We start from the raw sequence: 19,794 nt of genomic DNA on the forward strand, positions 1-19,794 counted from the left end.
TAATAATGAGTGCTAGATTAACAGTAGTAAAAATTTGAATTCGGTCACTGTTTAATTTATTCATATATACGAGTGTCATCAGATACCCAAACCTAAAGGAATAGCGACAAGTGACGACGAAGATTTTGCTTAATTGCGATATGGGAGAGAGTTTCGGCAACTGGAAAATGGGCGATGATGAGTCGGTTATGGAATGGGTCGATATGGCAAACATTGCTTGTGGCTTCCATGCGTCTGACCCTCACGTGATGTCAAAGACAATCAAACTTGCGCAGCATTACCATACTCAAATTGGTGCTCATCCGGGCTACCAAGATTTGGTTGGGTTTGGACGTCGCTCAATCCCGCATACCATGGATGAAATAAGTGAATTAGTTTGTTATCAAGTGGGCGCATTACAAGCGCTTTGCCGCTATCACCATACCTCTATTGGGTATGTGAAACCTCATGGTGCCCTTTATAACGATATGATGGCGAACACCGATGTTTTTAACGCAGTCGCTCAAGCGGTAGCTGAGTTTAATATTCCTCTGATGATTCTCTCTTCTTCTGATAACCAACAGTATTTAGATATTGCTGATGATCAAGACTTACCTCTTTTGTTTGAAGCTTTCGCAGATCGAGCGTACTTGAATAATGGCCAACTTGCGCCGCGAACCCGGAAAGGTTCGGTTTACGTTAATCAAGATGACATCTATAACCAAGTCATGCAAATTGTTAATTATGGTTCAGTAACGACGATTGAGGGTGAAAGACTGCCCATTGAGGCAGATACAATTTGCGTGCATGGTGATAACCCTCAATCCATCGCTCTGATTAGAAAAATCAGACAAGATCTTAATACGTTTAATTAGTACGAAGCGTAAGTCTATCGCACGCTAATTATTAAGTAATGATTGTTAAATCCTATGTGACTTAGGACATGGAAGTTAAAAAGCTAAAGCTAAGTTGAAAAACAAGAATATCAAAATGTATGGAAACGAAATGACGACGAATCCGATTGAATTTAATATAGCGCCGGTTGCCGAATGTAGCGTTTTAATCACGTTAACGTTGCCGCATTTAAAAGGTGATACTAATGCGATCAATGCGCAGTATATGGCTCATTTTGCTGATGCCATTCGCCAGAACTTAACAACCGTATTGATGAATGTGACACCCGCTTACCACACTATATTGGTTGACTACTTACCTTATCGAATCTCAGAGCAACAGTTTATCAAACAGCTTAATTCGCTATTAGCTGCAGCGCTTTCTTCCTTCTCAGAGACTCAAGAAACGCTCAATGTTATTGAACTACCCGCCTATTACTCACCTGAAACCGCGCTTGATTTAGATAGGTATCAGGAGAAAGGCTTATCGATTGAGGATATCATTGAATATCACACCTCTCAGACCTACAGTGTCAGCGCGATAGGATTTATTCCCGGCTTTGCCTTTATGTCGGATGTGGTGAGTAGGCTTGCGTTACCACGTCACTCAACCCCGCGTTTAAGTGTTCCTAAAGGAAGTATCGCAATTGCAGGATCAAAAACGGCGGTTTACCCATCGGAGTCACCAGGTGGTTGGAACATTATTGGCAACTGCCCTTTGTCGCTGTTTGACCACAGCCAATTGAAGAACGCAGATACTACACAAGTTCCGCTATCACTGCTGAATGTAGGTGATACTGTCCGTTTTAAAGCGATATCAAAACATGAGTTTATGGATCTTAGGTTTATAGCGCTTGGTGGAGATATCACATATGGGTAAATTAAATAATAAACCGACGCTTACAGTAGTTAAACCAGGCCCTTTGAGTTTGATTCAAGACTTTGGCCGATTTGGTGTCGCTCACCTTGGGTTGACACAAGGCGGGCCAGTTGATGATTACTCTTATAGTTGGGCTAATTATCTATTAGGAAATGCCGTTAACTTAGCGGCGTTGGAAATTACACTCGGTCAATGTGCGTTAAAAATAGATTTTGATTGTGAGATGGCGTTATGCGGCGGCGATCTACAAGCGAAGTTAGATGGTATGCTTTTAGGGAACTGGAGTACTTTCCAAGCTTTTAAAGGACAAGTCCTCTCATTTGGTCTACCTAAAAATGGATTAAGAGCGTATTTGGCAATTAAAGGAGGCTTCGATGTTCCTTCCACCCTTCATAGCTGTTCGACTGTAACGAGAGAACAGATTGGTGGGCTTGATCAAGATGGAGAACCCTGTAAACAAGGGCAACAAATTGGTTTTTCCAAGCATCGTATTACTCGCCCTTTTAAAGCGTTGAGTGTGACCTTCCGCTATAAACCGGATTACAACCTACCAGTAAATTTAAGAGTTATTGAAGGTTACCAAAGCAACCTCTTCTCAGAACCAGCAAAAGAGACGTTGTATAATACGCAATATAACGTTGACCAGAATTCGAATCGAATGGGCTATCGACTCAATGGCGAGCCAGTCGATTCCCCTGATATTTCTCTATTGTCCGAAGGTATCGCCCTTGGTGCGATTCAAATCCCACGAGATGGGCAACCGATCGTATTGCTCAATGACAGACAGACCATTGGGGGTTATCCAAAGATTGGATGTGTTGCGAGAATCGACTTACCGCGCTTGGCACAAGCCAAACCAGGGCATCCAATTTCGTTTAGTAGAGGCGATCGCTTAGGGCTTCAAGATGTATGGTGTCAGTGGGCGCAGTTTTTTGGTTATTGATCTTTTCTGTTTAGAATGGCTATTCGAAGCTTCCGCGACTATGTTCGCATAAAAAGGCGTTTAAATTATAAACCCAGCTTACTACTTGCTAGTAAGCTGGGTTTGACTTTTGGCATCTTGGTTTGGGTAACAAACAAGGCTGAATAAGCTTTTAGTGGTGCTCTTGCCCTGATATTTTAGCAAGAGCGTCCGGGTAACCACGTTCCTTGGTCAAGTCTATCGCTCTGTTTTCAATATCATTTATGTTAAGTGACATTGTCACTGAGTGTGCGCTTTCAATCGGCATAGTCTCGGTCACACCAAACCAACGTTGAGCAACCTTCTGCGCGGCCTCTAGTGTTGAAGACGCCTTTACGACTTCAAGTCGAGCATAGCGATCACCACAGAATGAAACATCTGAAGCTCTTAGACTCGGATCGGTTCCTGGAATCTGCTGCGCGCCAAACAGAGGTTTGCCACCAACCATTGCAGAACTAAAACTTGGGATGAACTGAGACATATGCGTAATTGCAGCACGAGTTCTTAATTCAAGTTGCTCTTCGCTCCAACCGGATACGATTTTCTTAAGAAGCTTTGAAGGCAACTGTGGCTGGGACGAATCTGTTGATGAAGAAACTAGCCCACCCTCAAACAGAGTAATCCCTTCTGTCATACCGTGAAGTTGGAACACACCATCAGCATACGGCGTTAATTGCGCCATACCTTGCGGGGTGCCTCTCGGGCCATGGAAGATTACCTCTGGCCACTCTTCTTTGCATTCTTGAGAATATGGCCACTCTGTCACGTATGCAGCTTTGAACTCAACAAGTCTTTGTTGTTTCGAACCGACAAAATCATCCACAATACCTGTTTCAAACCCACTAGCATTGATCAAGTAGTCAGTCGTCAGATGTTGGTTTTGGTTTTCATGGTCTGAGTAAGTCAAAGACCAGCCTTGTCCTGTCGATTCAACAGACTTTAAGCGACTGTTGGTCAACACAGTACAATTCGGTTGCTTACCTAAAGACAGTTGAGCCGTCGCCGAAAGTCGAAATACACTCCAGCCATACTCTTGAACCATTGCGACCGGGTATTTAAGCGTATCTAAATTAGTATGCTTAGCAAAAGGAATGCACCAGTCGTCGAGTGAAATCGGTTTTAGAGGCTGAGTTTTTGTAGAAAGGGCTAACAACTCATCTTTGCTATAAAGTTTGTAGTACTCATCCGGGTCACCAAGCACTTGATTGCTGTTATCTTGTTTAACAAGCTCAGCGTAAGCGTTTTTGATTATCTTTAAACGAGGAAGTAGATCCATTGGTTCCCCACCATCACTATGCGGCACAGCAATGATTGTTGGGCGTATATTGATGGTGTGTGGGAATAAACGGACGGTATCAATAGACTGAGTGAGAAGTTGTAGACATTGCTCTACAGAAATATCTCGATACAAATTGCCGCCCGCGTGCAGGTGGCAAATAGGTGGGCCATTAACCAAACTCGGCCCTTTTTCCAAGATAGTGACATTAAAACCCAACTCACTAAAGTGAATCGCACTTGTCGTTCCGGCAATGCCGCCACCAACAATGGCAATAGAAGGTTGATTTGTATCCGTTTTGTTGTGGTTCATCGTGTTCTGTAGAATATGATTAACTGTCTCTATTCTACTTTTGTTCTGCGACGAATTAAAACACATTTTTATCAAGGTCTTAGTTGGGCACTTATTAATATCTATGTAAAAAATATAAATAATCTCTTGACTCAATAACTCCAGATAGAGTTTTAAAGGTTATTCTAACAGTCGAATTTGCCCTAAGTGACGCCACATAAAGGCTGCCTCAATACTTGTAAAACAATGATGTTAACTTATCCCTAAAGTTATCCACCGTTTTTGTGGATAACTGTTGATAACGTTCTTGCTAAGTTGCGCAAACCCTTTGTTTACAGGGACTAACCGTTGTTCATTAAATCGGCATTATTGCTCAATAACTTTTAATTAATGCTAAAAAATGTCGATTTTAAGGTGTGAAATTTTTTACTTATACTACGAGTTGGTCAAATAAAAAACGATCTAAAGCGGTGTATTATAGATAGTGCATGACTAAGTATAAAAAATTCACTTTAGACCGTTTGACTCGATTTCGTTAATTTTTAATCTTTACTTGCCGTCTGTTGGTTTTTAACCAAAATCTTTGTTCATTGGCGCTAACAATCGTTTAATCAAACTATTCACGACAGCAGCTAGCGTGATGAAAGTAAGAATTGGTAAAACAACCCAGAGCATTGGGTGAAGCGATGGTTCTAACTCAAAACCAAAGTTCATTACACCGGCTACGCTAAGTTCTGAACCTAGAGCAGCAATAGAACCCGCGACTAAAGCCATTAAGCCATATTCACACCAAATCGTGTTGAGAATCCGCTTCTTACTTGCCCCTAGAGTTCGATACAAGCGTATTTCTTGTTGTCTTTGGGATAAACTCAACCTTAGTAAGGTAAAAATGAGTAACAGCCCCGCTACAACACCCAAAGCCGCAAGCACGGTAATAGACCAAACAATCTGCTTGAGTAGTTCCTGGATCTTACTACCCATTTTACGAATATCCATCAAACTGACGGTTGGATGCTTTCGGGACAGTTCGTTGAGCATTTGATTGTGTTGCTCTTCGAGCCTGAAGCTCACTAGCCAGGTTGACGGAATCGAACTCAAAACATCAGGAGTAAAGATAAAATAGAAGTTCGGTTTCATTTCGCGCCACTCTACTTCTCGGATGCTATTCACTTTTGCGGAAACGCTTTGGCTATTAATGGTAAACGAAAGTTCATCATCAATCTTCAATCCAAGTTGATCAGCCACATCAGATTCAACAGACACGCCCTGCCCTTGTGTCCAACTGCCTTCTAGCACCTCATTGTATTCAGGCAAACTATCACCCCAAGTGAAATTAATCTCACGACTAAGAGCGTCGGTCTGATCAGATGTATCGCTGTATTCTGCTGCCTCTACGCCATTGATTGTCGTCAATCGTCCACGAATAATTGGAAATGCTTGAGTACGCTCTACTTCATTCGAGTCAATGGTCGCGAGATAACTGTCTTTTTCATAGCTCGCAATATTCAGTGCGAAAGCATTGGGTGCGTTTTCAGGTAAGGTTTGTTGCCAATCGGATAATAAATCGCTTCTTACTAACCAAATAATCGATAACAACATTAAAGACAAAGCCAAAGAGCCAAATTGGATGCCCGTTGCTAATGGTGTTCGATTAATTCGGCTTAACGCCAAGCGCATCGATGTTGACGTTGGCAACTTACTGAATAGGCGAAGAACAACCGTACTCACTATTGCTAGCACTAGGAACAGGCATGCAATACCCACTAAGACTATCCATACCAACAAGTTATCGCCGTACATCAACATCATTGGAATAATAGGAACGAGCAATAACAAGTACTTCTTATAACTTTCGTTTGACTGGTGGCTCGATTGAATCACGCTGATTGCTGAGGTCGAGACCAAGCCAATCAATGGAATTCCGAGTGCAGGAACACCAATCAAAAGACTAGATAAAATGGCCAAAATAGCAGGTTCTGCACCATAGCTAGGAAGCGGCGTTGGCAGTAAGTCTCCGAGCGGAATTCGAAGCAAAAACTCTAGGCCTATACCTATAGCGATGCCTAATACTGCGCCAATAACCACAAGTAGAAAGACCTGTACTGACAGCCATTTAATGATCCATTGCTTACTCGCCCCCAAGCTTTTAAGCATCGCGATGGTTTTACGACGACTCGCCACATAGTGCTGGCAAGTTAAAACTAAAGTCGTTGCAGCCATAATCACCACGATGGCAACGGTCAGTGACAGGTATTGCGTGGTGCTTTCAAACATCTCATTGGTGCGGCTTGCTGAATCTTGCGTGCGCCATCGATCGCTTGGTGTTAATTCGATACTGTCTTGAGCGGATTGAAGCTGTGTTTCATCGCCGTTCAAAAACAATCTAAAGCTAACGCGACTGCCCGGTTGAATTGCACCTGTGGCATCGATATCACTTTCGTGTATCAATACTGCAGGCATCTGTTGGAATGGGTTAAAGCTCAACCCAGGCTCTTGGGTGATTCGCCCTGTTATCGTTAAATCCGCATCGCCAATCGTGACATTGTCACCAATTTCAACTTCAAGTTGAGCAAATATACGTTCATCCAGCCAAAGTTCCCCCGGCTCTACGTGATTTCTAAACGTATCATTAGCTTGCTGAAGTATCATTTCGCCGCGTAATGGATAATTGCTTTCAACAGCCTTAACCGTGACTAACTGCATTGAGTGGTCACTAAATGCCATGGTTGAAAAACGGGTTAATTGGGAGCTTTCTAACTGCTCAGCTTCAGTGAGTTCGAGTAAGAGCTGTGGGATTGGGTTCGCCGAAATAAACACACTGTCCGCTGTTAAAGCATCCTTTCCCTGCTTAACAATGACTTGTTCCATACGCTCCGCCAACGCTGACAACGCGAATACACAGGCAATAATTAGCGTTAAAGCGATCGATACTGGCCACAGTTGTCCGTGTCGAATCTCTTCTATACTCCATGAAAACAGGCGTTTGTTGAGTCCCTTTGATGAATTCAATTTAGACTTCCTCTATATGACCGACGTGCATTTTCAAAGTTCGCTGGCAACGTTGTGCAAGCTTAGGATCATGTGTCACTAAGACTAACGTTGTTCCGTGGGAAGAGTTGAGCTCAAACAACAGCTCGATAATTTTTGCTGCCGTCTGTTGGTCTAGGTTGCCGGTAGGTTCATCGGCAAACAAGATTTTTGGTTTGATCATAAAGGCACGGGCTAAAGCTACTCTTTGTTGCTCGCCGCCAGATAGTTGAGATGGTAAGTGATCGAGCCTGTCTTTTAATCCGACAGACTCTAATAAAGCGGTCGCACGTTCGATGTCTTCGTCTTCACCTTTAAGCAAACAAGGTAGTGTGACATTTTGCAGTGCAGATAAACTTGGGATTAACAAAAAGCTCTGAAATACAAACCCGACAGATTCACTGCGGATTTTTGCTCTAGCTTCATCATCAAGTTGTGATAGAGGCTGACCTAATAAACTGATTTCGCCCATTGTTGGTACATCAAGACCCGCAAGCAAAGTCATTAAGGTCGATTTACCAGCACCGGATGTCCCCACAATCGCCACAGTTTCGCCTTCACGAATATCGATATCGACGTGTTCTAAGATTGTTAAATGTTCTTGATTAGTAGACACTGTCTTGGAAACAGCTTCTGCTTTTATGATGGATGTATGCATGACTCGACTAATTTCCTTTTTATTTTTTATTTTATTTTCAACCGCTTCGTTGGCTCAAAATACTGACCTAGTTCGAAATCCTACGTTAGCTCCAAGCGCTACTTTATTGATACTTGGCGATAGTTTGAGTGCTGGCTACAACATGGATATCAAACAGAGTTGGCCAAGTTTGCTGCCGGACGCTCTTACGAAGCATGATAAAGCGATTACCGTGGTTAATGGTAGTATCTCTGGTGACACAACAGGCAACGGTTTAGCACGTTTACCGCAGCTACTTGAAGAGCATGCGCCTGACACCGTTCTTATTGAGCTAGGAGCGAATGACGGACTTCGTGGCTTCCCACCTAAGCTGATGTCTGCAAATTTAGACCAAATCATTGAGCAGATAAAAGCCTCGGGCGCCACACCAATCATGATGCAGATAAAAATCCCACCTAACTACGGTAAGCGTTATAACCAACAATTTGAATACGTTTTCACGTCACTTGCTGATCAAAAAAATGTACCGCTTTTGCCATTTTTCCTGGAGCATATCATCCTTAAACCTGAGTGGATGATGAACGATGGATTGCATCCAAAACCTGAAGCTCAACCTTGGATCGCTGAATTTGTCGCCGAAGAATTATATCAGTATCTTTAGGTTTTAATGGTCTAGCTCAATAAATTTTACACAGCTTTACGTTAGCCTGAGTGCATATCACCGTTAACTGTAAGGTTATTTATGCTGATCGAACCTATTATCAAGGGTGTGGTAGCCAAAAGCGCACACCCTCTCGGCTGTCAAGAAGCTGTCAAGCAACAAATTAAATTTGTTAAGAGTGCGCCGCAAATCAAAGATGGCCCTAAACGAGTACTGATTCTCGGCGCTTCCTCGGGCTTCGGCCTCGCCTCTCGTATCGCTCTTACTTTTGGCGGGGCTAAAGCAGACACCATCGGTGTTTCATTTGAACGTGGTCCTAATGAAAAATCGCTAGGGACCGCCGGTTGGTACAACAACATCTATTTCAAAAAAGAAGCCGAACGTGAACAACGTACTGCGATAAACATCGTTGGAGATGCTTTTTCAAAAGAAACACGTGCACAAGTTGTCGAAGCCATTGAAACTTACTTCGAAGGTGAAGTCGATCTCATTGTATACAGCTTAGCTGCTGGCGTTAGACCTAAACCCGATTCCGATGAATTCTGGCGCTCCGCGATTAAACCTATTGGCGAAAGCGTTACTGGCGCCACCATCTCTCTTCAACATGACAACTGGGTGACCAATACGCTTGAAGCTGCGACGGAAGAAGAAGCCGAAAGTACACTCAAGGTAATGGGCGGAGAAGATTGGGAAAACTGGATAGATGAGCTCATTAACGCAGAATCTATTGCCCCAGGGTGTAAGACAATTGCGTTTTCTTATGTTGGCCCAGAAGTGACACACCCTATTTATCTAGACGGCACTTTAGGTCGTGCCAAGATAGATCTTCACCAAACCAGCCACGCGCTCAACCTTGAGTTGGCAAACTTTGATGGTAACGCTTACGCGACGGTTTGTAAGGCATTGGTGACTAAGGCAAGCGTATTCATTCCAGGATTAAGTCCTTACCTACTTGCTCTGTATAAAGTAATGAAAGAAAAGGAGACACACGAAGGTTGTATCCAGCAGATGCAGCGTCTTTTTAGCAGCAAATTATATGGCCAATCAAAAGTACCACTTGATGGTGAACGCCTGATAAGAATGGATGATTGGGAGTTAGATCCTGAGACACAAGCGCATGTTGCAGAGTTACTTGATGTTATGGATGGAAATAACTTCCAAACCCTGGGTGACTACAAAGGGTTTAAAGAGGAGTTTCTGCAGTTAAATGGATTTGCTCAGCCATCCGTAGACTATAATCAGAAACTTAACACTGAAGATTTTATAAAGTTAAAGCCTTAATTGAAACTTATCTCATTACTGAGACCCAGATTCATATTTGAAAACCTCTGTGAAATTGCAGAGGTTTTTTTCTATAACATTTCTTATACTTAGTTTACGTAAGATTCACAGTTTTTGGTTCATCATAATTGACACAGGATGTGTTGATGCATTTAGCATAATAGACTCGGAGTCATATGAAGAAAATCAAAACTCTAGATTTAGACATCCCAGACGATATGGAGTCTAGTTGGCAAAATATTGTTGACCTTTTAGCTCAAATCACTCAAGTGCCCGCTGCACTCATCATGCGTGTTCACACCAATTACCTTGAAGTATTCTCTACTAGCAGCAGTGAAAACAACCCATATAAGAAAGGCGATACAGAAATATTGGGAAACGGGCTTTATTGTGAAAGCGTTATGGAGTCTCAACAACAGCTCGTTGTGCCCAACGCTTTGGCCGATCCAAAATGGAAAAACAACCCAGATGTCGAGCTCGGCTTAGTTTCTTACTGTGGTATTCCGCTGCTATGGCCTAATGGTGAGCTTTTCGGCACCATATGTATTTTAGATTCTAAAGAAAACCATTACACACCTACCTACATCAAGCTGTTAGAAAGCTTTCGAATCTCTATAGAATCTCAGCTAAAAACCCTGTTTCAACACGCTAAGCTGACTCAAATGAATCGAGACTTGAAAAATCGCGTTTATACTCGAACCAAGGATCTCGCAAGCCTCAACTATTCCTTAAATCAAGAAATTGATAAACGAAAAGCCGCTGAGCAAAAGATAAACTTTCAAAAGAATCATGATTTAGGAACCGGTTTTTTAAACCGCAATGCGTTTGAATCCCGCTTAAACAACAAACTTTCAGCCAAAACAACGCTAACTAGCCGTTCATTCGCTGTCGTCCATATTGGATTTACTAACGGAAGACGCATCCAAGCACGCTATGGTTACAACGCATTAGATCAAGTGCTCGTCGAATATCGACAACGAATCGACAGCATAGCCGATCTTGAGGTATTAACCGCGCGCCCTACTTCGATTGACCTCGTACTTGCGTTCAGTGTTAAAGATTTAGACCATCGCCTTGAAGAGCTTTGTCAAACTTTGGTTAGAGTGGGACATTCCGAGTTCGATATTGAAAACGATAAAATTCACTTACATGCATTTATTGGGATTGCGGTAACGGATAGTGAAGACGATGCGGAAAGTGTATTGCAAAAGTCATCAGAAGCGATGCTTGCTTGTAAAGATTCAGGACAAAAATTTGCTTACTACTCGCAAACCCATGCCGAAGAACAAAGTCACATCAATAAGATTGAGAGTTACCTACTACAGGCCGTTCGTAATGATGACCTCATGCTCTATTTTCAACCCAAAGTCTGTCCATTAACTCATCGCTGGGTTGGTGCAGAGGCTCTACTACGTTGGCGTCACCCAGTTTTGGGAGACATCTCCAACGAAACTTTGATACACATGGCTGAGCAAAACGGTTTGATTTTTGAAGTCGGTAGCTTTGTTCTACGTCATGCGATCGAAAAAGCCAAAGAATGGTCGAAACACGTTCAAGACTTCAAAATGGCTGTTAATGTTTCAGCAGTCCAACTCAAGAACGTCCACTTTGCAGAACAAGTCGTTCACCTATTAGAAACTTACCACCTTGAGCCCTATTTATTAGAACTGGAAGTCACTGAAAGTGGACTGATTGCAGATGAAGTTGTTGCCAAGAATACATTGGAATCACTACACGACATTGGCGTTACATTGTCACTAGATGATTTTGGTACCGGTTACGCATCATTCAGTTACCTTAAGAAATTTCCGTTTGATGTTATTAAGATTGATAAGAGTTTCATCGACCAAATGCTCAACTCAAATGAAGACTCAGAAATTGTCCGATCTATTGTTCAAATAGCCAAAAAGCTCGACTTAAAAGTGACGATTGAAGGAGTAGAATCTGAAGTTCAAGAGAAGTTTATTATTGATGAGGGTTGTGATGTGGCTCAAGGATATCTTTACGGTAGACCAATGCCGAGCCAAGAATTCGAACACAGCTTAATCAATCAAAACTATTTAGGGACAACTCGTTACGCTTAAAGCGAAAAAGATCAGTTAGTTTTGGATTTAGGCCTACTTTCTCTTTACTCTAAAGGTGGTGATTTTTATAATCGCCGCCTTTCTGTTTTTATCTTCCCTTTATATAGGCATTCCTCGTTATGGATCAGTTGACTGCAAAGCTTAAAAAGCTCGAAAAACAAAACTTCCGCGCATATCAACAAATTAAAGGTCAATACGACTTTGCTGATTTCGAATTACACATCGACCACGTTCAAGGTGACCCGTATGCATCATCTTCACGTTTTCGCGCAACACGCGCCTGGTCGTTAACAGGGTTAGATTGGCTTAAAGAAAAATCTTATGAATACCAAGTAGCAGCTCGTGATTTTATTGCACGCAGCTTCTCTGAGTTTGCTAAGCAAGAAGCGACGGTCTCTATTGCACTGACAGGTCAAACCGTTTTAGACAATACTGCTGTTGTTTTCACTGATCACGGTATCGAAATTCGTTTTCGTATCAACCTACCTGCTGATGGTCGCAGTATTCTTGCAAAGAAAGCAATTAACATCATTACATTCTATTTGCCTAAGTTTATTCGTCGCGCAACGCTTGAACGCGAACTCAACATTGAAGCGATGATTAAACATTGTGAAGCTGTTGAAGACCAAGACGCATTACGTGCTCAATTAGAAGAAAACAACCTAGCGGCATTCGTTGCAAATGGCAGTGTATTACCTCGTATTGCAGGTAACTGTGACCTGCCAATGAAAGGTGCGGTTCCTTTCCTAGCACCAGAGTCTTTGAGTGTGACGCTAAACACACCAAACCAAGGTGATGTGACAGGCCTAGGTATTCCAAAAGGTATCACACTGATTGTTGGTGGTGGTTTCCATGGTAAATCTACACTATTGAACGCCGTAGAACGTTCTATCTACAACCATATTCCTGGTGATGGTCGTGAAGGCATTGTTACTGCTACGGATACAATGAAGATCCGAGCGGAAGATGGCCGATGCGTACATAACTTGAACTTATCTAACTACATCAACCATTTACCGATGCAAAAAGATACGTCTGATTTTAGTACTCAAGATGCTTCTGGCTCTACATCTCAAGCTGCTTGGTTACAAGAATCGATTGAAGCGGGTGTACAAACGCTCCTTATCGATGAAGATACGTCAGCGACTAATTTCATGATTCGTGACGAGCGTATGCAAGCGCTGGTATCAAAAGGGGCTGAGCCTATCACTCCACTTGTTGACCGTATTGGTCAACTTCGCGAAGAGATGGACATATCAACTATCGTAGTAATGGGTGGTTCTGGCGATTACTTAGATGTGGCAGATACTGTGATTCAAATGCACGACTACCAAGCCGTAGACGTCACTGAAAAAGCTCAAGAAGTGATCGCTCAACATCCTACTCAGCGAACTAACGAATGTGAGACGGCATTAGAAACGTTTGTTCCTCGCTCGTTAAACCGCGCTGCACTAATGAACATTCTTACTGACGGAAAATTCAGAGTTAACGCGAAAGGCAAAGAGTCACTGCGTTTTGGTAAGGAATTTGCTGACCTTTCAGCATTAGAGCAATTAGAGTCGACTTCAGAAGTGAACGCGATTGGTTGGGCTTGGTTCCAGTTTGCACAAACGCCGGGTTGGTCAAACAACCCTGCAAAAGAATTCAACGCAATTCTAAGTGATGAATGGTACGCAAACATGCCGAAATATGGTGACTTAGCAAAACCAAGAATACTCGATGTAATGGCGGCTCTAAACCGTATGCGTAAATCTCAGTTCAAACCTTCGAACTAGATATACCCAACAGCACTAATACATATCTTCGGCTCTCACTCATGAGGGCCATTTTTTCGCGTGTATTCTCTAAATTTCTCGTGGATCCCCGTCTAATTTAATTCAGTTTTCTTTATTGCATTCGTAATATCAGACAATCTTGTAAATAATGACACAGCTTTTACAAAGCCATGGTGATATTCAGATAAAGTCCTGCCTCGACAAATGTAACTAAATGTAACTGACTGAGGTTTTGATGAACCACAAACGCGTAAAAATGCGTGATCATAAAAGCGAAGTAAATTTATTCAGAAATCGTGTCATCGTGGCATTTCTCGGGATTGTGATCTTCACCCTCGTCTTGATTGGAAATCTTTATAGACTCCAAGTCCAAAATTTTGAGAGCTACCAAACTCGCGCCGATGGTAATCGAATCAAAGTACTGCCAATCGCTCCGACTCGTGGGCTGATATACGACCGCAATGGTGTGCTATTGGCTGAAAACCAACTCGTCTATGATTTGACAATGATTCCTGAACAAACGGATGACGTTGAGTTGATGATCGAAAAGCTCAATAAGTTTATTCCTCTAAATGAGGAACAAATCGCTCGTTTCACAAAGCGCTTTAAGAACACTCGCCGTTTTAAGTCGGTAACAATACTGGAAAACCTCACAGAAGAAGAAATCGCTAAGTTTTCTGTTCATCAATATCAATTTCCGGGTTTATCCATCAATACCAGCCTAAAACGTTTTTACCCTAGCGGTGAAATACTAACTCATGTTTTAGGGTATGTTGCTCATATCAATGATAGCGATCTAAAAAAGCTAGAAGAACAAGGTAAAGACGCTAACTATCAAGCCACTACCACCATAGGTAAACTCGGCGTGGAGCGATATTACGAAGACTTACTCCACGGACAAAAAGGTTATCAAGAAGTTGAAGTCAATAGCCGTGGTCGTGTTGTGAGAACAATCCAATACGTCCCCCCCGTCGCAGGTAAAGACATCGTTCTCAACATCGATATCGAGTTACAAAAGTACGTGTTCGAGCAACTCGAAAATCGCACTGGTAGTGCTGTGATTCTTGATCCGAAAGACAACAGTGTTTTAGCGATGGCATCGAGTCCTAGTTATGACCCAAATCTGTTTGTTGATGGTATATCGAGTAAAAACTATCAAGTATTACTGAACGATCCTGCTCATCCCTTGGTGAATCGCACAACGTTAGGCGTGTACCCGCCCGCCTCTACAGTTAAACCATTTATGGCCGTTGCTGGGCTACAAGAGCATGTCATTTCAGAAAATACCGTTCGTAATGATCATGGTATATGGCGAATTCCAGGTTCTAAATCCAATTCGAAAGCATGGCGAGATTGGAAGCGTTGGGGACATGGTCCTGTCGATGTGACACAAGCGATTGAAGAATCGGTTGATTCATTCTTTTATCAAACCGCTTTTGATCTGGGCATCGATCGTATTTCAACTTGGATGAATCGCTTTGGCTTTGGCAAACCAACAGGAATTGATATCTATGAAGAGAGTAACGCCAATATGCCGACACGTGAGTGGAAAATGATGCGCTATCGTACGCCTTGGTATCAAGGTGATACAGTTCCAATCGGTATTGGCCAGGGCTACTGGACTTCTACACCTCTACAATTAGCTAAAGCAACGTCAGTTTTGGTTAATCACGGTAAAGTCATGCCTCCCCATATTTTACGAGCAACGTTAGATCACGGAGAAGATTTTGACACGCAACAACTTGTTAAATCTGATTCAATGCCGTCTATCACTGAGGTGCCAGATAATATATGGGATGTGCCGATCAACGCAATGCGACTCGTAAACCACGGTAGTAGAGGCAGCGGCAGACGTGCATTTAAGGGAACTAATTATACTAGTGGTGGGAAATCAGGGACGGCACAGGTGTTTGATCTGGCGAAGGATCAAGTTTACAACTCTAAAAAGCTCGCAACGCACCTACTCGACCACGCTCTTTACACAGCCTTTGCACCTTATGAACACCCTGAATATGTCGCAACTGTTGTAATTGAACATGGTAACGGTGGTTCAAAAGTAGGTGCGCCTTATATCCGCAAAGTTCTGGATTATGCTTTTGAGCATAAAAGTGGTCAGAACAAAGATCACTCCTAGCACTAACAAATAAAATAGCACCAACACATAACGTATGTTAAAGCACATAGACGTAATGACGACAAAGCCCTACTTGTTTCACTCACTAGGTAGGGCCTTCTATTTTGGGCTTCAAATCAACTAGGTATCAAAAAGTTACGTTCGATTACGAGCTTCGCAATACATGCCACGCTTCACAGAGCGTTTGAAATTTTGCCGTGTTGCCTTCGTCTCTGTCTGGATGCCATCTCAACGCCAGTTGTCTCCATCGTTTTCTAATCTCATGGTGAGTGGCGTCTAAAGGTAACTCAAATAAGCTCAACGCTCGGTTTCGATCCATATCGAGCTCATCACCACCAACAAACTTCCTGTATCGAGTCCAAAATTCGTTCAACAGCCTTTTGACTTCGCCTTCATCAGCTTCATAGTTAACCCAGTTAATGTAGTAGTCTCTAAGTGGGTCTTGATGATCGATGCAGTGACTGCTTTCGTGATAACGACCATTCATCAATTCGATATCCATCGCTTGGACTTGCAGCCAGCTATCAGGGTGTAAGGTTTCTTGAAGCTGATAAAGCGCATTCATGATGAGGAAGTTCTTTTTGAACAACTCTTTCTCAGCCACAGCATCTAACACTGGAACAAGCCCAAGGTCATTGAGGTGCGCTGCTAGTGTATGCACTTTCCAGCCACTTGGCTTATGTTTGAGTACTTCCATAATTGGCCAAAGCAAAGGGTTTTCCATATGAGCTTGGAAACTACAGCTTATGTCTTGATTGCTCGATGTATTTAGCTTGTCTAGCATAATGAATGGGCCCGTGGCCAAGTACCTGAAGTTCTTTAATTGAAAGCGATTTATGGAAATTTGTCGAGTTTCAAATAAAAAAAATTCAAACAGTTAAACGTATATAAGCAAAAGGACCAGCATTACGCTGGCCCTTTAGAGAATAAAACTTATTTAATTAGATAACGCCAAGCTCTCGTAGACGTTCCATTAAATATTCATTCGCAGTGTATTTTTCTGATAATACCACTTCTGGTTTCGGGTGTAAGAATAGCGGAAGAGAGATACGTGACTTCTCTTGGCGCTCGCCCGATGGGTTAATCACGCGATGTGTCGTTGATGGGAAGTAACCGCCTGACGCTTCTTGAAGCATGTCGCCGATGTTGATGATCATGTTACCGAAGTCACATGGAACATCTAACCACTCGTCATTTTGAGCTTTAACTTGAAGGCCCGGCTCGTTTGCAGCAGGAAGAACAGTCAGTAGGTTGATATCTTCGTGTGCTGCTGCACGGATAGCGCCTGGCTCTTCGTCACCTTGCATTGGTGGGTAGTGAAGTACGCGAAGTAATGTTTGCTCGCTACCGTTAATCATTTCAGACAGAGCAATTGAAAATTTCTCTTGTACTTCTTTAGGAGCATGCGCTTCAACCCAACCCAATAGCTCTTGAGCAAAAGTGTTAGCACGTTGGTAGTAATCTAGAATCTGTTCTTTCAACTGATCAGGAATCTGGCCCCAAGGGTATACGTGAAAGTACTCTTTGATATCTTTTACAGTGTGGCCCTTTGCAACTTCAGACACTGAAGGTGGAAAATATCCATCTTGTGTTTCAACATTAAAGTGGAAGTTCTCTTTCTCTTCAGAGATGAAAAATTGGTACCAGTTTTCGTAAATAGACTCAACAAGCTCTTTCGGAATTGGGTGGTTTTTTAGTACGCCAAATCCAGTTTCACGTAGAGAGCGAACAAATTGTTCTGCTGCGTCGTCAGCAAGATAATCGACAGTTTCCAGTTTCATGACTTTCTTTCTTGTTATGTAGTGATTGAGAGATTTTATGGTTCGCTTTGTTGTAAATCAAACTTTTGTGAAACTCTCGCAATCGTTTGTCTAGATACTGGGCTACAACACTAATTTTCAACAAATTTGGTAATACACCCCAATTGAACAGTGTTCAAAACTGTGTAACTATTAATGAAACTTATATTGGGATCTGATGATGACAACTACACCACTTGTTCAAAATAGACCTTTACTTACGTTAACCGCCTTCTATTTGGTTATCTTTCTATTCTCTGCATTTTCGCCTTCTTCGAGAGCTGTGTGGATAGCGGAAATTGTACCTGCATTATGTATTCTCGTTGGTATTTGGTGGCTTTCGACTAAGCTTACTTTCTCAAAAATGTCTTATGCTCTAATGTTTATCTGGCTTATCTTGCACACGATTGGCGCGAAATATACTTTCGCAGAAGTGCCATTTGATTGGTTCAATAACATGATAGGTTCTGAACGTAACAACTTTGACCGCGTGGCGCACTTCTCTATTGGTCTTTATGCTTACCCACTCGCTGAGTACTTGATTCGTAAAAAGCTGGCTCAACCGATATTGGCCTGTTTCTTTGCGCTATTTGCGATCATGAGTGTGGCTGCAGGTTATGAAATTATAGAGTGGTGGTACGCGGAGATTGCAGGTGGTGATGAAGGTATCTCGTTCCTTGGTTCACAAGGTGATATTTGGGATGCACAGAAAGACATGCTGTGTGATACCACGGGTGCAATTGTTTCACTACTGCTTCTTAAGCTTCAAGGGATTGTCAGAGCTTATTGAGCTCAATCTTTTATTCTGAGTATCAAAAGCAACGTTGAAATGCCAAACACAAACAGTGTTTTGGCATTTTTAGTGGGTCATCATACTTGGTATTTGATAATGACTGTTTATTTCATTGTGACCTTTCCACCAACAAATTTGTAAGCAGGCGTCCCTCGAACCAAGGTGTCTCGCGCAAATTCAACCCCGCATTCAGGGCACACACATGGCTCTGTCGTGAAGTCTTCAACAATACGCTCCTTAAAACACTTCATGAGTGCACCTTTGCCACCTTTGCGATACTTAAAAAGTTGCGTTTTACATTTCGCACAGAAAATGTGAACCGTTTTGATCGGTTGTTTCTTATTTGGTTTAGCCATAGAAGTTAATGATTCAACTCTTTATTTCTTAAGTTTAGGTGCGACAAGAACCAAGCTGATCCCAAGTAAAATAACCGTAGATGAAACAACAAACTGCATGGTTACTGGTTCAGATAGTAATAATACGCCTCCAAGCGTTGCTATTACTGGCACAGAAAGCTGCGCGATCGACGCAACCACAGTATTGAGCTTTTTCACGACGTAATACCACACGCTATAACCCACTCCCGAAGCAACAGAACCTGACATAACCGCGTAAATCATGCCTTGTTCGGTGATAGATATTTGAGGTAACACGCTAGGTAGAACAACAAATATACTTAACACTACGATAATGGCTAGTGAACCGAATGCAAAATTGGCAGTCGTTGATTGAAGAGCGTCTGTGGATTTTTTACCTGCTAACGTGTAAATACCCCACGCGATTCCTGCTAATGACATCAATACAATAGAGAGCAAATCTGGTGAACGAGCAGATCCTGTCGGCATCAATAAGTAAGCGAGACCTGCGACAGACAATAGACATCCCCCCCACTCAAGTGATGACATTCTATTTCCTGACAACAAGTGTGCCGCAATCATAGTAAATTGCACAGCGACAAAGAGCACGAGAGCACCAAGCCCGGCTCCAAGTTCCAAGTAAGCAAACGAGAAACCAAACATATAAACGAGCAGCGACAATATTGAAGTCAATTGAAATTGAGACCTAAGCTTTGTGAGAGCGGATGCACTTGTTTTTGACTCCACAAGCTTAGGTTCAGATGTCGATTTAGATTGGGAAGATAAGGTTAATAAAATCAGAAGTGTCGCCGCACCAGACAAGATACGCACGATCGAAAAACTCAAAGGATCAATCGTTTGATCCATTAATGCCCAGCGACACAAGACTGAATTGGCAGCAAAGGCCACCAGCGTAATAAGTGTGATCATCGCAGTTTGCATTGTTTTGTCCTAATTGCATTTTCTA

Annotated in this window: 16 protein-coding genes; 9 read left to right on the forward strand and 7 right to left on the reverse strand. The window is 42.4% G+C overall.

What is annotated here, in order from left to right:
• Nucleotides 1-110 precede the first annotated feature (110 nt).
• The 3 genes from SJY39_RS10735 (at nucleotide 111) to SJY39_RS10745 (ending at nucleotide 2,695) form a co-directional block, all read left to right on the forward strand.
• Nucleotides 111-854 (forward strand): 5-oxoprolinase subunit PxpA, encoded by a 744-nt coding sequence (locus SJY39_RS10735; protein WP_010429651.1) that lies wholly within the window; start codon nucleotides 111-113, stop codon nucleotides 852-854.
• 130 nt (nucleotides 855-984) lie between these two features.
• Nucleotides 985-1,752 (forward strand): allophanate hydrolase subunit 1, encoded by a 768-nt coding sequence (locus tag SJY39_RS10740; RefSeq protein ID WP_010429648.1) that lies wholly within the window; start codon nucleotides 985-987, stop codon nucleotides 1,750-1,752.
• The gene (locus SJY39_RS10745; protein ID WP_010429646.1) at nucleotides 1,745-2,695 is read left to right on the forward strand and encodes a biotin-dependent carboxyltransferase family protein; all 951 of its coding nucleotides are present in this window, start codon (nucleotides 1,745-1,747) and stop codon (nucleotides 2,693-2,695) included. The genes SJY39_RS10740 and SJY39_RS10745 overlap by 8 nt, the downstream gene beginning before the upstream one ends.
• Nucleotides 2,696-2,846: 151 nt before the next feature.
• Here the strand turns inward: SJY39_RS10745 and SJY39_RS10750 are convergent, their stop codons facing one another.
• From SJY39_RS10750 to SJY39_RS10760, 3 genes are all read right to left on the reverse strand, one after another.
• Entirely contained in the window at nucleotides 2,847-4,301 is a 1,455-nt protein-coding gene (locus SJY39_RS10750; RefSeq protein ID WP_010429644.1) for an FAD-dependent oxidoreductase, read from the reverse strand.
• Nucleotides 4,302-4,850: 549 nt separating this feature from the next.
• Nucleotides 4,851-7,289 carry an ABC transporter permease gene (locus SJY39_RS10755; protein ID WP_029203065.1) on the reverse strand — a complete coding sequence of 813 codons (2,439 nt, stop codon included), beginning with the start codon at nucleotides 7,287-7,289 and terminating at the stop codon, nucleotides 4,851-4,853.
• Between the two features lies 1 nt (nucleotide 7,290).
• A complete protein-coding gene (locus tag SJY39_RS10760) occupies nucleotides 7,291-7,965 on the reverse strand; it encodes an ABC transporter ATP-binding protein (RefSeq protein ID WP_010429639.1) in 675 nt (224 codons plus the stop codon).
• Here SJY39_RS10760 and SJY39_RS10765 point away from each other — a divergent pair.
• The 5 genes from SJY39_RS10765 (at nucleotide 7,964) to mrdA (ending at nucleotide 15,879) form a co-directional block, all read left to right on the forward strand.
• A complete protein-coding gene (locus tag SJY39_RS10765) occupies nucleotides 7,964-8,605 on the forward strand; it encodes an arylesterase (RefSeq protein ID WP_010429638.1) in 642 nt (213 codons plus the stop codon). The two genes, SJY39_RS10760 and SJY39_RS10765, sit on opposite strands and share 2 nt — an antisense overlap.
• Nucleotides 8,606-8,686: 81 nt before the next feature.
• Nucleotides 8,687-9,886 (forward strand): enoyl-ACP reductase FabV, encoded by a 1,200-nt coding sequence (fabV, locus tag SJY39_RS10770; RefSeq protein ID WP_010429635.1) that lies wholly within the window; start codon nucleotides 8,687-8,689, stop codon nucleotides 9,884-9,886.
• A 176-nt stretch (nucleotides 9,887-10,062) separates the two neighbouring features.
• Nucleotides 10,063-11,970, forward strand: coding sequence for a GGDEF and EAL domain-containing protein (locus tag SJY39_RS10775; protein WP_016792038.1), 1,908 nt, complete (start codon nucleotides 10,063-10,065; stop codon nucleotides 11,968-11,970).
• Nucleotides 11,971-12,089: 119 nt separating this feature from the next.
• Nucleotides 12,090-13,745, forward strand: coding sequence for an ABC-ATPase domain-containing protein (locus SJY39_RS10780; protein WP_010429631.1), 1,656 nt, complete (start codon nucleotides 12,090-12,092; stop codon nucleotides 13,743-13,745).
• A 235-nt stretch (nucleotides 13,746-13,980) separates the two neighbouring features.
• Nucleotides 13,981-15,879, forward strand: a complete 1,899-nt coding sequence (gene mrdA, locus SJY39_RS10785) for a penicillin-binding protein 2 (protein WP_010429629.1) — start codon at nucleotides 13,981-13,983, stop codon at nucleotides 15,877-15,879.
• A gap of 145 nt (nucleotides 15,880-16,024) precedes the next feature.
• On the opposite strand, the gene SJY39_RS10790 is transcribed toward mrdA, so the two are convergent.
• Both SJY39_RS10790 and SJY39_RS10795 read right to left on the reverse strand, forming a co-directional pair.
• Entirely contained in the window at nucleotides 16,025-16,663 is a 639-nt protein-coding gene (locus SJY39_RS10790; RefSeq protein ID WP_016767430.1) for a DNA-J related domain-containing protein, read from the reverse strand.
• Nucleotides 16,664-16,820: 157 nt separating this feature from the next.
• Nucleotides 16,821-17,660, reverse strand: a complete 840-nt coding sequence (locus SJY39_RS10795) for an isopenicillin N synthase family oxygenase (RefSeq protein WP_016785231.1) — start codon at nucleotides 17,658-17,660, stop codon at nucleotides 16,821-16,823.
• 199 nt (nucleotides 17,661-17,859) lie between these two features.
• Here SJY39_RS10795 and SJY39_RS10800 point away from each other — a divergent pair, with 199 nt between their 5' ends.
• Nucleotides 17,860-18,468 (forward strand): DUF2238 domain-containing protein, encoded by a 609-nt coding sequence (locus tag SJY39_RS10800; protein ID WP_016793694.1) that lies wholly within the window; start codon nucleotides 17,860-17,862, stop codon nucleotides 18,466-18,468.
• Between the two features lie 107 nt (nucleotides 18,469-18,575).
• Here SJY39_RS10800 and SJY39_RS10805 read toward each other — a convergent pair whose 3' ends face one another.
• Both SJY39_RS10805 and SJY39_RS10810 read right to left on the reverse strand, forming a co-directional pair.
• Nucleotides 18,576-18,827 carry a hypothetical protein gene (locus tag SJY39_RS10805; RefSeq protein WP_016788247.1) on the reverse strand — a complete coding sequence of 84 codons (252 nt, stop codon included), beginning with the start codon at nucleotides 18,825-18,827 and terminating at the stop codon, nucleotides 18,576-18,578.
• A 21-nt stretch (nucleotides 18,828-18,848) separates the two neighbouring features.
• On the reverse strand, nucleotides 18,849-19,769 hold the full coding sequence (locus tag SJY39_RS10810) for a DMT family transporter (RefSeq protein ID WP_016788246.1): 921 nt from the start codon (nucleotides 19,767-19,769) through the stop codon (nucleotides 18,849-18,851).
• Nucleotides 19,770-19,794 lie beyond the last annotated feature (25 nt).

This window comes from Vibrio sp. R78045 (genome assembly GCF_042466085.1).
GTDB lineage: Bacteria > Pseudomonadota > Gammaproteobacteria > Enterobacterales > Vibrionaceae > Vibrio > Vibrio cyclitrophicus.

Bases quoted from the DNA above. Each gene is read 5' to 3' on its own strand.
- SJY39_RS10740 (WP_010429648.1), top strand. From the start codon at position 985: ATGACGACGAATCCGATTGAATTTAATATAGCGCCGGTTGCCGAATGT.
- SJY39_RS10745 (WP_010429646.1), top strand. From the start codon at position 1,745: ATGGGTAAATTAAATAATAAACCGACGCTTACAGTAGTTAAACCAGGC.
- SJY39_RS10750 (WP_010429644.1), bottom strand. From the start codon at position 4,301: ATGAACCACAACAAAACGGATACAAATCAACCTTCTATTGCCATTGTT.
- SJY39_RS10765 (WP_010429638.1), top strand. From the start codon at position 7,964: ATGACTCGACTAATTTCCTTTTTATTTTTTATTTTATTTTCAACCGCT.
- SJY39_RS10760 (WP_010429639.1), bottom strand. From the start codon at position 7,965: ATGCATACATCCATCATAAAAGCAGAAGCTGTTTCCAAGACAGTGTCT.
- fabV (WP_010429635.1), top strand. From the start codon at position 8,687: ATGCTGATCGAACCTATTATCAAGGGTGTGGTAGCCAAAAGCGCACAC.
- SJY39_RS10775 (WP_016792038.1), top strand. From the start codon at position 10,063: ATGAAGAAAATCAAAACTCTAGATTTAGACATCCCAGACGATATGGAG.
- SJY39_RS10780 (WP_010429631.1), top strand. From the start codon at position 12,090: ATGGATCAGTTGACTGCAAAGCTTAAAAAGCTCGAAAAACAAAACTTC.
- mrdA (WP_010429629.1), top strand. From the start codon at position 13,981: ATGAACCACAAACGCGTAAAAATGCGTGATCATAAAAGCGAAGTAAAT.
- SJY39_RS10790 (WP_016767430.1), bottom strand. From the start codon at position 16,663: ATGCTAGACAAGCTAAATACATCGAGCAATCAAGACATAAGCTGTAGT.
- SJY39_RS10795 (WP_016785231.1), bottom strand. From the start codon at position 17,660: ATGAAACTGGAAACTGTCGATTATCTTGCTGACGACGCAGCAGAACAA.
- SJY39_RS10800 (WP_016793694.1), top strand. From the start codon at position 17,860: ATGACAACTACACCACTTGTTCAAAATAGACCTTTACTTACGTTAACC.
- SJY39_RS10805 (WP_016788247.1), bottom strand. From the start codon at position 18,827: ATGGCTAAACCAAATAAGAAACAACCGATCAAAACGGTTCACATTTTC.
- SJY39_RS10810 (WP_016788246.1), bottom strand. From the start codon at position 19,769: ATGCAAACTGCGATGATCACACTTATTACGCTGGTGGCCTTTGCTGCC.